We start from the raw sequence: 14166 nt of genomic DNA, 5'->3' as shown, positions 1-14166 counted from the left end.
GTTCTGTTTTTGAAAGTTAAATTTGCAATTAGTACATATAAGATATTTGGAAAGATTAAATATAATATTAATTGGAAAATTTAAAAAACTTAAACAATTGATAAATAGGGGGTATATTTATAAGACATAAAGTGATAAAATTTACTTAGAAAATAATGTAAATAACAGGAGGATAAGACAAAATGAAATTTATAGTAGAAAAAGAAGTCTTTGATAAATTAGAAAATGTATGTTTTGGGGTAGTAGTAGCAAAAGGGATAGATAATACTAAAGAAATTGAAAGAATAAGTAATCTTTTAGATATAAGTATAGATAGAGTAGAAGATTACTTTAAAGATAAAAAAGTGAAAGAATCAGAAGAAATCATACCATATAGAGAAGCCTTTAGAAGCTTGGGAATGAACCCAAACAAATTTATGAGTTCAATAGAAGCAATGACAACAAGAGTTGCTAAGAATAAGAAACTTCCTCATATAAATCCTATTGTAGATTTAGGAAATTCTATTTCTTTAAAATATTTACTTCCAATGGGTGCGCATGATATGGATTTTAGAAATGATGATGTATATGTTAGATTTTCAAAAGAAGGGGATAAATTTGTTCCATTTGGAGAAACTGATGTTGAGTTAATGGAAGAGGGAGAATTAATCTATTCTGTTGGAGATATGGTAAAGACTAGAAGATGGATATGGAGACAAGGAGAGGAAGGAAAAATAACTAATAGTTCAAAAAATATATTTTTCCCTATAGATGGTTTCACTGATGCTAATTTGGATAAAGTAATGAGTGCAAGAGAAGAATTAGCGAAGTTATTAAAAGAAATCTTTGATTGTGAGATTAAAGTAGGTTTTGTAGATAAAGATAATCCAGAAATGGAAATATAATAAGGTAAATATTTATTAAGGCATCATATTTATATTTGCTTGATGGTATTAAAAAAGAAAGGTCGTAGTAAATTTGAAAAAAACTATAATAAATAATGTAAATCCATTGATTGAAAATAAGTTTATAGGACTTTTTGAAATTGAGTATAAGAATAAATTGAATGAAGATAAGGTTTGGATGGTAGCATCAAGAAAAAGTCATGAAGAACTAAAACGCATTTATTTGAAAAATGAAGAAGATAGTGCAGATGCAGTTGTAATAGTGGGACTTCATAAAAGTAGTGGAAAACTGATTTTGATAAAACAATTTAGAGTACCTATCAATGACTATATATATGAATTACCAGCAGGGCTTGTTGATGAAGGTGAATCTATAGAGACTTCTGTTGAAAGAGAACTTAGAGAAGAAACAGGACTTACTCTTTTAGAAATCAAAAAAGATAAGAGTAAAGATAAAGTATACTTATCTCCTGGAATGAGTGATGAATCTGTTGCATTTATTTATTGTATATGTGATGGAGAGATAACAGATGAATTTTTAGAACCTGATGAAGACATTGAAGCTTTTTTAATCTCGCAAGAAGAAGCCAAAGAGATTCTAGCAAGTAATCATAAAATAGATACAAAAGCATTTTTAATTTTACAGATGTTTGTAAGCTTAGGAACTAAATTATTTGAATAGTTATAGAAAAGAGATTATAGATATGATTAAAGTTTATTTTAGTTATAGAAATTATAATCTCTTTTTTGTGTATTAAAGTTTAGAAGTTTATATATTTTTGGGCTAAATAATAATTTATCTGTTTTTTATTATTTTAAATTAAAAAAGAATATCTAATATAGTATATTTTATGAATAAGTATAGTTTAAAAATTCAAAAAAAAGATGGCGAAATATGTCCCAAGGGACATTGAGTAAAATAAATGACTTCAGACCTCACATGATAAAAAGTATATACTAAATGAGGGTTAAAACAGATAAAAATGATACACTAATTCTCTTTTGATAATAAAAAAACATAGAATTTAATTATTTAATCAAGAAAAAGTATTGAACAAATGATTTGTTTAGTGTACAATAATCATGTAAAAACATAGTAATGGAGGGAGACATTTCATAATGAAAATTAAGGTAGGAATGAACGGATTTGGAAGAATAGGAAGAGCTGTATTAAGAATAGCTCAAGAAGAATTAGGAGATAATATAGAAATTGTAGCCATAAATGCAAGAGCAACAACAGAATCTTTGGCACATTTATTTACATATGATTCATGCTATGGAACTTTTAGAGGTGAAGTAGAAGCAAAAGATGAAGATACTTTAGTAGTAAATTCTAAGGAAATAAAAATATTAAGATATAATGACCCAGAAGAATTACCATGGAAGGAACTTGGAGTTGATATAGTAATAGAATCAACAGGATTGTTTACACAAAGAGAAAAGGCAGAAAAGCATATTAAAGCAGGAGCAAAAAAAGTAATTATAACAGCTCCAGGAAAAAATGAAGATATAACTATAGTTATCGGAGTTAATGAAGAACAATATGATAATGAAAAGCACAATATAATTTCAAATGCATCTTGTACTACAAATTGCCTAGCACCATTTGCTAAAGTATTGGACGAAAAATTTGGTATAGTAAAAGGCTTAATGACTACAGTACATTCATATACTAACGATCAAAGAATATTAGATAAGAGCCATAAAGACTTGAGAAGAGCAAGAGCAGCGGCTGAATCTATAATACCTACCACTACAGGAGCAGCAAAAGCTGTGTCAAGAGTATTACCACAATTAGAAGGAAAATTAAATGGTTTTTCACTTAGAGTGCCAACACCAACAGTTTCACTTGTTGATTTAGTGTGTGAACTTAAAGAAAACGTTACAGTTGAAGAAGTAAACTCTGCATTAAAAGATGCTGCTGAAGGAGAATTAAAAGGAGTTCTAGGATATTGTGACAAACCACTTGTTTCTATAGACTTTAGAGGAGATTCTAGATCATCTATTATAGATGCTCTATCCACAATGGCTATAGAAGACAATATGGTTAAAGTAGTGTCATGGTACGATAATGAATGGGGATATTCATCAAGAACAGTTGATTTAGTAAAATATATAGCTGAAAAATTACAATAATACATAACTTTTTTAAAAAAAATTTAAAAAAAATTCCATAAAATTATCAAAAAAGATTATGAAAAATATTGAAGGAAAAATTTTTTCATAATCTTTTTTGTTTACTATAAAAGATACAAGTTACAACTTATAGGTGGATATTAGGTCGTTAGAGTAACATGTGTATAATTAGTAAGGAATCATACTTTTTCTAAAATGAAGGATAAGATGTCGAAAGCTTGCATAAATCTGAAAAATTTTTATTATTAAAATACTGATTTTCATTTTAATTATGATAAAAAAATGACAAATAAAGTTGCAAACAGTAATATTTATAAGTATAATTAAAAAAGAGAAAAGGTTTTGTTAAACTTTACAACAAAAGAAAAAGAAGGGATGATTCAAAATGGAGAAGTTAACAGACAGGAGACAGGTTAAGGCAGTAAGCATGGAAACTTTTGTTTTCTTAATATTACTAGTAGTTGGTTTTGGATATGTTGGTAGTATTATGGGAGCTGGAATGATGTTCAAAGTAATAATGAGTACAGCACATGCTTTACTATTAGAGACAGTTTTCTTAATTATGGCTATGGCAGTTCTTGCAGGCGCATTAAGCGCACTACTTTCAGAGTTTGGAGTAATAGCATTAATTAATAAAATTTTCGCTATATTTATGAAGCCTTTGTATGGATTGCCTGGTGCTAGTATAGCAGGAGCTATAACAACTTATTTATCAGATAATCCAGCTATTATACCTTTTGCTAAAGATAAAACATTCACACAGTACTTTAAAAAATATCAAGTTCCAGCATTATGTAACTTAGGAACAGCTTTTGGTATGGGACTTATCTTAACAACATTTATGATTTCACAAGGTACAGAATATGTACTTCCAGCATTAATTGGTAATTTAGGTGCTGTTATAGGTAGTATAGTAAGTGTTAGAATAATGTTGACATTTACTAAGAAATTTTATAAATACAATCCAGAGGAAGATAAAGCAACAGGGTCACTAGAGAAAAAAGCTGAATTTAGAGAAGTCAGAGAAGGAAATGTGTTCCAAAGAGCTTTAGATGCAATTCTTGAGGGTGGTAAAATGGGAGTAGATATGGGAATGGCTATAATCCCAGGTGTCCTAGTAGTATGTACATTAGTCATGCTATTAACTTTTGGACCATCTACAGACCCTGTTACAGGTCAAGAGGTTTATACAGGAGCTGCATATGAAGGAATAAGATTACTTCCAGTTATTGGAGATAAACTTGGATTTATATTAGAACCATTGTTTGGATTTACATCACCAGAAGCAATAGCTTTCCCTATAACTTCACTGGGAGCTGTTGGAGCAGCAATGTCTTTAGTTCCAGAATTTATAAAATCAGGAGCTATAACTCCTAATGATATAGCAGTGTTTACAGCTATGGGGATGTGTTGGAGTGGATATTTAAGTACACATATTGGTATGATGGATGCATTAAATGCTAGACAATTAGCAGGTAAAGCTATTCTTTCTCATACAATAGGTGGTTTATGTGCAGGAGCAGCAGCCCACTTCATATTTATGCTCGTAGGATAAGTATAGTTAATAAAATATAGTATATAAGAAATGGTTGTTAGTGTACAAGAAGAATTTGTACACTGGCAACCATTTTTTGATGAATGAAGATAATATATAAATATTAAGTAGATATTAGAGTTACGTTATATTTATGTAAAAAGTAACAAAAATCTGTAGAAATTTATGACAAAATTTAGTACACTAACTATATGTTCTTATTTAAAATTTAAGGTTAGGATTGGGAATTACCTAGTAGAGTAAGCTTGATTAATAAAATAATCATAAAATAAAAATATTAGTCATAAAGATTATAGAATAACTTACTTAAAATAAAGCCATAGAACTTACAAAAATTAAAAAAAGCATATAAGTATGGAGGGATACAATGGATGAATTATTTCATATAGGAATTGATGTAGGTTCTACAACGGTGAAGGTTGTGGTACTTAATAATAGTAATAATATAGTTCATAAAGAATATAGAAGACATTATTCTGATGTGAAAAAATCAGTTAAAGAAGTACTAAATGGTATATATGAAAAATTGGGAAATATAAATACTAAGATTGTAATAACTGGTTCAGGTGGAATTGGAATATCTAAAAAACTAGAAGTAAAATTTGTTCAGGAAGTTATATCTAGTACAAAAGCAATAGAATATTTCCATCCTGAAACTGATGTTGTCATAGAACTTGGAGGTGAAGATGCAAAAATAACATATCTGAGTGGAGGAATAGACCAAAGAATGAATGGGATATGTGCAGGTGGTACAGGAGCATTTATAGACCAGATGGCGTCACTTTTAAAGACAGATGCTAGTGGATTAAATGAGCTAGCAAAAGAGTACAATGTTATATATCCAATAGCTTCAAGATGTGGTGTTTTTGCTAAAACAGATATTCAACCTCTCATAAATGATGGAGCTAAGCAGACTGATATCGCCATGAGTATCTTTAATGCTGTTGTCGTACAAACTGTAAGTGTTCTTTCTTGTGGAAGAAAAATAGAAGGGAATGTAGCATTTTTAGGCGGTCCATTGTACTTTTTATCTGAGCTTAGAGAAGCATTTAAAAGAGTATTAGATTTAAAAGATGAAAATATAATTTTTCCAGAAGATGCACAACTTTATATCGCTATTGGAGCGGGATTATTATCAGTAGATGAAGATAGTATAAATTTAGAGTTTCTAATAGAAAAGCTAGATAGTATAGAGAATATCGAAGATGGAGAAGTAAATTTATTAGAACCATTATTTAGAGATAAAAACGAATATGAAGAGTTTTCAAGAAGACATGAAAAAGAAAAAATAAACTATGTAGATATAAATTCAATCAAAGGTAATTGTTATTTAGGAATTGATGCAGGTTCCACTACTACTAAAGCAGCTCTTATTGATGAAGAAGGAAGACTTGTATATTCTTATTATAATAGTAATGAAGGAAATCCATTAAAAACTACTATTAAAGTTATAAACGAAATATATGATATATTGCCAAAGGACGTTAAAATACTGAGCTCAGCTGTAACTGGATATGGAGAAGGTCTTATTAAAAAAGCATTAAAAATTGATAATGGAGAAATAGAAACTATAGCACATTATAAAGCTGCTAAATTTTTCAATAAAGATGTAGATTTTATACTTGATATTGGTGGCCAAGACATGAAGTGCCTAAAAATAAAAGATGGAGTAATTGACAATATAATATTAAATGAAGCTTGTTCTTCAGGTTGTGGCTCATTTTTAGAAACATTTGCAACTTCTCTATCTATGACAATAGAAGAATTTGCACATGAAGGGATTTATTCTCAAAGTCCTGTAGACTTAGGTTCAAGATGTACTGTGTTTATGAATTCTAGAGTAAAACAGTCTCAAAAAGAAGGAGCAAGTATTGGAGATATATCAGCAGGGTTATCTTATTCTGTAATAAAAAATGCTTTGTTTAAAGTAATAAAAATTAGAGATTTAAATGAAATTGGTAGCAATATTGTTGTACAAGGTGGAACATTTTATAATGATTTGGTGCTTAGAAGCTTTGAAAAATTAATTGAAAAAAATGTAATTAGACCTAATATTTCAGGCATTATGGGTGCTTTTGGTTCAGCACTTATAGCAAAAGAAAAGTATGAAAGTGGCTATCAAACATCTTTATTATCTAAGGAAGAATTGAATAATATAAAGCTAGAATCAAGTGTAACTAGATGTAAAGGATGCTCAAATCATTGTCTTCTTACTATAAATAAATTTTCTGATAATGAAATTTTTATTTCAGGAAATAGATGTGAGAAAGGTGAAGCTATCTATGGCGATAAAAAAATAGGACTAGAAAAGAAAAAACCAATAAATTTATTTAAGTACAAATATGATAGGATTTTTAGATATAAACCACTAGAAAAAGAAGAAGCAAAAAATGGAGAGATTGGGATACCAAGAGTATTAAATATGTATGAAGATTATCCTTTTTGGTTTACTTTTTTCAATTATATGGGATTTAGAGTTGTACTTTCAGATAGGTCATCAAAACGATTATATGAAACTGGTATAACTAGTATTGCTTCTGAAACAGTTTGCTATCCAGGAAAATTAGTTCATGGACATATAGAAAACTTAATTGCAAAGGGCATAAAAAATATATTTTATCCAAGCGTAACGAATGAAAATAAAGAGGATTCAAGTGCTGATAATTATTATAATTGTCCTGTTGTAATATCATATTCTGAAGTAATAAAAAATAATGTGGAAAATATAAGAAATAAGAACATAAACTATATAAATCCATTTATAAGTCTAAATGACAAAGAAAAATTGAAAAAAAGACTTTATGAAGAATTATCAAAAAGTTTTTCAGATATAAATATAACTAAAGAAGAAATTAATAATGCAGTTGATAAAGCCACTGATGAACAAAATTCCTTTAAAATGGAAATACAGGCTGCAGGAGAAAGAGCACTTAAAGAAATAAAAGAAAGAGATATGAAGGGGATTGTGTTATGTGGGAGACCATATCATATAGACCCAGAAATAAATCATGGTATGCCAGAACTTATAAACTCATTAGATATGGCAGTACTTACTGAAGATTCAATATGTCACCTAGCAAATATACAAAGACCTCTTAGAGTTGTAGACCAATGGGTATATCATTCAAGATTGTATAAAGCAGCAAGCTTTGTGAGAGATAAAAATTATTTAGAATTGGTTCAACTTAATTCATTTGGATGTGGATTGGATGCAGTAACCACAGACCAAGTTCAGGAAATACTTAATGAAAAATCAAAGATATATACTATCATAAAGATTGATGAAGGCAACAATTTAGGTGCTGCTAAAATAAGAATGAGGTCTTTAAAAGCAGCCATGTTTGAAAGAGAAAGCAAAAATATAGATGTTAAAAATATAAAGATAAATAGGATACAATATGCTAAAAATAATCAAATAACGAACAAACATACTATATTAGCTCCACAAATGTCTCCAATACATTTTCAATTTCTTGAAAAGGCTATGAATTTAAGTGGTTATAATATAGAGGTTTTAAAAGATACAGATAGCAATGTAATTGAAGAGGGACTAAGATATGTAAATAATGATGCATGTTATCCAGCTATAATAGTCGTGGGTCAATTAATAACAGCATTAAAATCTGGTAAATATGATTTAAATAACACCTCTGTTACTATAACTCAGACTGGTGGAGGTTGTAGAGCTACAAATTATATTGGATTCTTGAGAAAAGCTATGTATGATGCTGGATTTAAAGATGTTCCTGTAATAGCACTTAGTGTAAATGGAATAGAAGATAGCGGAATAATGGATAATATCTCACTAAAATTAATCAATAGACTTTTTATGGCAGTTGTATATGGAGATTTATTGATGAAGGTACTTTATAGGGTGAGACCATATGAAAAGGTAACTGGAAGTGCAAATACTCTATATGAGAAATGGGTTGATATATGTAAAACTTCTCTTGTCAAAGCAAAGATTTCTGTATTTACTAAAAATATAAAAGATATAGTAAAGGAATTTGATAACTTAGAGATACTTGATGTAAAAAAACCAAAAGTAGGTTTAGTAGGAGAAATTTTAGTGAAATTCCATCCAATCGCAAATAATAATTTAGTAGATATATTGGAGCGAGAAGGTGCCGAAGCAGTTGTTCCAGACCTTACAAATTTCTTCTTAAGTTGTGCATTCAATACTATTTATAAACATACTCATTTAGAGGGAAGTAGAAAGAGTAGAATTATAGGAGAAGCATTTATATACATAACTGGAATATACCAAAGGGTGTATAAGAAGGCACTTGATAAGAGCAAAAGATTTTATGCACCAGGGAACATAAAGACTGTTGCTAAAAATACAGAACCAGTAGTGTCATTGGGTAATCAAACTGGAGAAGGTTGGCTTTTAACTGGAGAGATGGTTGAGCTTTTAAATGAAGGTGTAGAAAATATTATTTGTATGCAACCTTTTGGATGTTTGCCTAATCATATAATTGGTAAAGGTTCTATAAAAGAATTAAAAAGATTGTATAAAAATGCAAATATAATACCTATTGATTATGACCCTTCTGCAAGTGAGGTAAATCAGCTTAACAGAATAAAACTTATGCTTTCTAAAGCTTTCAAAAATATATAAAAGTGATGTTTTGATATATTAAAAGTTAATAAATTAAAAAAATATTATATATTAAGCAGTTATAAAAGAAGAGTTATCCTATTTTTTAGGGTAACTCTTTATTAGTTAAAAAATTATATGTATACTAGAGTAAAGGGGGAAAGTTATATGAATCTAGTATATGATGTTTATCAATCTAAAATAGGAAATTTGTACATATTAAGTGAAGATGGTTTTATAGTCAGCATAGATATAGGAGATGAAAAGTTTAATAAATTAAAAGATGAATATATCAAAAAAGGAATTGACATAAAAAGAAACAAGGAAGATTTAAAAGAAGCTATAAATCAGATAGATGATTATTTTAAGGGAAAAAGAAAGGCATTTGATTTAGATATTCGTATTGAAGGGACTGAGTTTCAAAAATCAGTTTATAGGGAAATGTTAAAAATACCATATGGAGAGACTTTGTATTATTCAGATATAGCACAAAATATAAATAATCCAAAATCGGTGAGAGCAATAGGACAAGCAAGTAAAAGTAATAAAATTCCAATAATAATACCTTGCCATAGAGTGGTTGGTAAAAATAATATTGGTGGATATATGGGAAATCATTCTGATTTGAAAGAGATACTATTAAACTTAGAAAAAAGTATATAATCTAGAAAAAAGTGTTTTTGTTGTTAAAATTTGATATAATAATGTTAAAAACAAGTGTTTTTTACAAAAATATCAAAAAAATATTAATTTGTAAATATGAGGGGGAATTTTAATGTGTAATAAAGTTATAGCATCAAAATATCATGAAAAAGGTTTTAATTGTGCAGAATCAGTTATAAAAGCATATAATGAGGAATTTAATACAGACATACCAGTTTGTTTAGGAAGTGGACTAGGTTCAGGTTGTGGAGTTGCTAGTTTATGTGGTGCAGTAAATGCCTCAAATATAATAATTGGATATGTAAAAGGCAGAAATCATGAAGATGAAAGTACTAAAGCTAAAGTGTATGCTAAAGATTTGACTACAACAGTAAGAAAAGAGTATGGCTCAGAACTATGTATAGACTTAAAAAAAGATTTAGTTGCATGTAGAGAGATAATGGATTTTGCATATGATAGTCTAAAGGAAACTTTAAAAAAAGAATTATAAAAAAATAAGCTATCAAGTATAAATTATTTGATAGCTTATTTTTTTAGCCTATAATCAATAAGTTTATAATATTTTATGATTACTGTTTGTAAATAAATAGTAAGTGATTTTAGTAGAATTTTAGAATTTTTTTTAATATAGACATTTATTTATATCCATTTTTGGATATGTTATACTTTGTTTAAATAGATGTTTGTAATGAGGGAGATGAGAAGATTGGAAGATATAAATTTACTTATTAACAAATTATATTCAAAAAATCACAATGAAGCATATAAAACTTTTTTGTTTTTAGAAAATGAAAGTATGAAATCAAATATTACATATTGTTTTTTTGACTCATTTTTAGAGATGCTCAATAATGAAAGCTCATATGTTAGGATAAGAGGATTGTTATTAATAGCAGCAAATGCTCAATGGGATACCGAAAATAAAATTGAAATAAATATAGACTATATTTTAAGTCACATTGCAGATAAGAAACCCTCTGTTTCAAGAATGTTTATTAAATCATTACCTAAGATTACAAAGCATAAAAAAAATCTTATCCATCGTATACAAATGGAGTTAAGTAATGCAAACATAAGTATTTATAATAACAATATGAAACCATTAGTGGAAAAAGATATAAGTGAAGTTTTATATAAGCTTGAAGATTGATGGAAGTAAAAGACTATTAATATAATGATAAAGTTCTATACATCAAAATAGAATATTTTCAGTTTGATGGCAGTTTTGAAACAATAAATCAAAGCTGCCATTTTTGTTTAAAAAATTATTTAAAAAAAGATAAGAATGTTAGTTTTTTAACTAAATAATGTACATATGAGGTCTTATGTAATATGTTATAAGATATTTGATAAATTAAATGTTTTCTTTGACAATACATATATAGTGATGATAATATCTAAATGAATAAAAACAAAGGAAATAAATATATAATATGAAATTATAAAACTGTGCTATAATTACAAGGAAGGATGTAATAAACTGTAGAAATTGCAAGTAAGTAATATAAATTTTTAAAGAATTAAATTTAAATAAATTACATAATGTATTAAATAAACGATGATACTAGAATGACACTATTTTTATAGGAAATTATTAAAGTACATAAGTAATGAAATAATACGCTAAATTATATAATAGATTGAGTTTTACTAAATAAAAAAGAACTACAATCCCTATGTTATTATACAAAAGCAAAGGTGGGAATTAAAATGAAAGCAATTGATGATGCTATAACATCAGAGTATTTAAGCTATGGTATCAATGAAGATATTAATATCTATGAAGGTCGGTTTTGCATATATTTAGATAAAAAATATAGATGTAATGGAAAAATTTATTATAAAATGACACCTCCAATATCTATAAACTTTAAGGCAGATATAGGTTGTATTGAAGAAATAGATAATGATGATGATAATTTAGCTTTAGATTATGATAATGCTATTCTTGAAGTTCATGGTTATAAAATCATTTCCATAACAATAAACACTTTAAGCGATGTTACTATAGAAGGATATATCAATGATGACTGTATAAAATCCAAAAACTCTTATGTTGAACATGTAGATTTTAATATAATAAACTTAGATAAAATACCAGGCAAACTCATTAAATATAATGATAAAGTATATGCAGGTAGAATCGAATTTGATATAAATGATTATGTTGTGACTATAGATAAAAGATATGATTATAGAAAAGAACTTAAGTCAGATTTAAGGTCTAAGTCTGGAGCAATAATAACTCATATAGGTAGAGTTAGAAGAAAAGATGGTAGAATTTTTAGAACAAATAATACAATAAATCTTTTAGATAGAATATCAACAGCTTTGAGTTTTATGTGTGGAAGGTATGTTGGATTTTGTTTGGCCAAAGGATATAGAAGTGGAAATGAAGTCTATAGAATATGGAATGAAAATCAGATATCTCCATTTAGATATGTACCAACATGGTCAGATACACTTTCAAACTATCATAATATGGAGAAATATATAAGTCTTATGTGCAAAAAATTAGAAGATTTTTATTATGGTTCTGCCATAAAAAGTGTTACTGACTGGTATATAGAATCTCTTGGAAGTGTTACTATGGAAAATAACATAATATCTGTACAAATTGCACTTGAAACTCTATCATATGTAATTTTAGTAGAGCAAAATAAAATACTTACAGATGAAGCTTTTGATTGTAACTTAGCATCTAAAAATATAAGACTATTACTTGATACATGCAAAATACCATATGGAAAACATGAATTAAATATATTTGACAATACAATAAAAAACAAGTTTGATGATGGGGTAGATTTAGTGATTTATTTAAGGAATAGTATAGTTCATCCAAGCAGGAGAACTCATAGAGCTGTGTTAGAAGTTGAAGATATTTGGAATATAATCTCAATAGGAACAAGATATATTGAGCTTGTTTTACTCTTTATTTTGGGGTATAGAGGTGAGTATTCCAATAGATTAGTAGAACGATGTTATGGTGAAGTAGAAGTTGTTCCTTGGAATTAAATTTTTATATTTATTTTAAAATATATATTGACAGATATTGCCTTATGCTATAAAATCAATATCATAATAACAATTCAAAACAACATTAAATGCTAAGAAAAGAAATAGTAGAAGTAGTTAATCTTAAACAGAGAGTTTCCGATTGGTGAGAGGAGCAATAGATTTTACTTTGAACACATCTTTGAGCAGAACTCTGAAAGAGTAAAGATACTTCATTAGGAGCTTTCCGGAATCCTTGCACCCGTTATAGTGCTAGAGTATAATTATTTTATTGTACTTAAAGAGGTTAGTGTCGTGAGGCATTAATGAACAGAGGTGGAACCACGAGAGTCAACTCCCGTCCTCTAGCAGAAGCTAGAGACGGGAGTTTTTTTAATATAATTTTTTAAGCGCGCAGAGAATTATATTGCAACAGATATACTTTTTAAAAAATAATCAAAATATTTAAAAATTTAAAAGACGAGGGAGAATATTATGAAAAATATATTAAAAAAATTAGGAATATTTACAATTATGTTAGGATTAGTAAGTGGAATGGCAGGTTGTTCAAAATCAAATGATGAAAAGGGAAAAGATGCTTCAAAAGAAGCAAAAAAAGAAGTAATTGTAGGGTTTGATAATACATTTGTTCCAATGGGATTTTTAGATGAAAAAGGAGATACTGTAGGATTTGATGTAGAGTTAGCTAAAGAGACATTTAAGAGACTTGGAATGGAAGTTAAGTTCCAACCAATAGATTGGTCAATGAAAGAAACTGAGTTAAATGACTCAAAGACTGTAGATGTATTATGGAATGGGTACTCTATAACAGATGAAAGAAAGAAAATAGTATCATATACAGAACCATATTTACAAAATAAACAGATAATAGTTACTTTAAGTGATTCAAAAGTAAATTCAAAAGCAGATTTAAAAGATAAAGAAGTTGGAACACAACAAGGTTCAACAGCACTTGATGCAGTGGAAAAGGATAAAGATTTCATGAATAGCTTAAAAGGTGGAGCACCAGTTCTTTATGATACTTATGATAAAGCACTTAGAGATTTAGAAATAGGTAGAACTAGTGCAGTTGTTGGTGATGAAGTTTTAATTAGATACTATATGGGTCAAAAAGGTGAAGATAAATACAAAGTGTTAAAAGAAGATTTTGGATTAGAAGATTATGTTGTAGCAACTTCTAAAGAAAATCCAGAACTTTGTAAGAAAATAAATGAAACATTAAAAGAAATGAAAAAAGATGGAGCTTTTGACAAAATTTATGATAAGTGGTTTAAGTAAAAGATAGATTAGCTGTTAAGAAGGGGGCACTA

At 28.1% G+C, this 14166-nt stretch carries 10 protein-coding genes and 1 other annotated feature; all 10 genes read left to right on the top strand.

Going from position 1 to position 14166, the window contains the following annotated elements; all coding sequences use genetic code 11:
- Positions 1-182: 182 nt before the first annotated feature.
- The 10 genes from Q3223_RS06075 (at position 183) to Q3223_RS06030 (ending at position 14134) form a co-directional block, all read left to right on the top strand.
- Positions 183-884, top strand: coding sequence for a B3/4 domain-containing protein (locus tag Q3223_RS06075; RefSeq protein WP_054270247.1), 702 nt, complete (start codon positions 183-185; stop codon positions 882-884).
- 73 nt (positions 885-957) lie between these two features.
- Positions 958-1566: an NUDIX hydrolase gene (locus Q3223_RS06070; RefSeq protein WP_243193745.1), complete on the top strand. Its 609-nt coding sequence runs from the start codon at positions 958-960 to the stop codon at positions 1564-1566.
- A gap of 437 nt (positions 1567-2003) precedes the next feature.
- Positions 2004-3020, top strand: coding sequence for a type I glyceraldehyde-3-phosphate dehydrogenase (gap, locus tag Q3223_RS06065; RefSeq protein ID WP_021384519.1), 1017 nt, complete (start codon positions 2004-2006; stop codon positions 3018-3020).
- 385 nt (positions 3021-3405) lie between these two features.
- Positions 3406-4575, top strand: a complete 1170-nt coding sequence (locus Q3223_RS06060) for a hypothetical protein (protein ID WP_054270249.1) — start codon at positions 3406-3408, stop codon at positions 4573-4575.
- A 367-nt stretch (positions 4576-4942) separates the two neighbouring features.
- Positions 4943-9196 (top strand): acyl-CoA dehydratase activase-related protein, encoded by a 4254-nt coding sequence (locus Q3223_RS06055; RefSeq protein WP_407811772.1) that lies wholly within the window; start codon positions 4943-4945, stop codon positions 9194-9196.
- A gap of 147 nt (positions 9197-9343) precedes the next feature.
- The gene (locus Q3223_RS06050) at positions 9344-9838 is read left to right on the top strand and encodes a methylated-DNA--[protein]-cysteine S-methyltransferase (RefSeq protein WP_407811771.1); all 495 of its coding nucleotides are present in this window, start codon (positions 9344-9346) and stop codon (positions 9836-9838) included.
- A gap of 112 nt (positions 9839-9950) precedes the next feature.
- The gene (locus Q3223_RS06045) at positions 9951-10328 is read left to right on the top strand and encodes a C-GCAxxG-C-C family (seleno)protein (protein WP_054270252.1); all 378 of its coding nucleotides are present in this window, start codon (positions 9951-9953) and stop codon (positions 10326-10328) included.
- 216 nt (positions 10329-10544) lie between these two features.
- Complete coding sequence (locus tag Q3223_RS06040) at positions 10545-10988, top strand: SufBD protein (protein WP_407811770.1); 444 nt, start codon at positions 10545-10547, stop codon at positions 10986-10988.
- A gap of 560 nt (positions 10989-11548) precedes the next feature.
- Positions 11549-12856 (top strand): hypothetical protein, encoded by a 1308-nt coding sequence (locus Q3223_RS06035; RefSeq protein ID WP_054270254.1) that lies wholly within the window; start codon positions 11549-11551, stop codon positions 12854-12856.
- A gap of 85 nt (positions 12857-12941) precedes the next feature.
- Positions 12942-13204 (top strand) — a binding site (T-box leader).
- 126 nt (positions 13205-13330) lie between these two features.
- Positions 13331-14134 (top strand): amino acid ABC transporter substrate-binding protein, encoded by an 804-nt coding sequence (locus Q3223_RS06030; protein ID WP_054270255.1) that lies wholly within the window; start codon positions 13331-13333, stop codon positions 14132-14134.
- Positions 14135-14166 lie beyond the last annotated feature (32 nt).

Source organism: Clostridioides sp. GD02367 (genome assembly GCF_045900275.1).
In the GTDB taxonomy this organism is placed as follows: domain Bacteria; phylum Bacillota; class Clostridia; order Peptostreptococcales; family Peptostreptococcaceae; genus Clostridioides; species Clostridioides difficile_A.
The sequence above is the reverse complement of the archived record's forward strand: the minus strand, read 5'-3'. Positions and strand labels throughout refer to the sequence as shown.

Coding starts and splice junctions, on each gene's coding strand:
- Q3223_RS06075 (WP_054270247.1), top strand. CDS start 183: ATGAAATTTATAGTAGAAAAAGAAGTCTTTGATAAATTAGAAAATGTA.
- gap (WP_021384519.1), top strand. CDS start 2,004: ATGAAAATTAAGGTAGGAATGAACGGATTTGGAAGAATAGGAAGAGCT.
- Q3223_RS06060 (WP_054270249.1), top strand. CDS start 3,406: ATGGAGAAGTTAACAGACAGGAGACAGGTTAAGGCAGTAAGCATGGAA.
- Q3223_RS06055 (WP_407811772.1), top strand. CDS start 4,943: ATGGATGAATTATTTCATATAGGAATTGATGTAGGTTCTACAACGGTG.
- Q3223_RS06050 (WP_407811771.1), top strand. CDS start 9,344: ATGAATCTAGTATATGATGTTTATCAATCTAAAATAGGAAATTTGTAC.
- Q3223_RS06045 (WP_054270252.1), top strand. CDS start 9,951: ATGTGTAATAAAGTTATAGCATCAAAATATCATGAAAAAGGTTTTAAT.
- Q3223_RS06035 (WP_054270254.1), top strand. CDS start 11,549: ATGAAAGCAATTGATGATGCTATAACATCAGAGTATTTAAGCTATGGT.
- Q3223_RS06030 (WP_054270255.1), top strand. CDS start 13,331: ATGAAAAATATATTAAAAAAATTAGGAATATTTACAATTATGTTAGGA.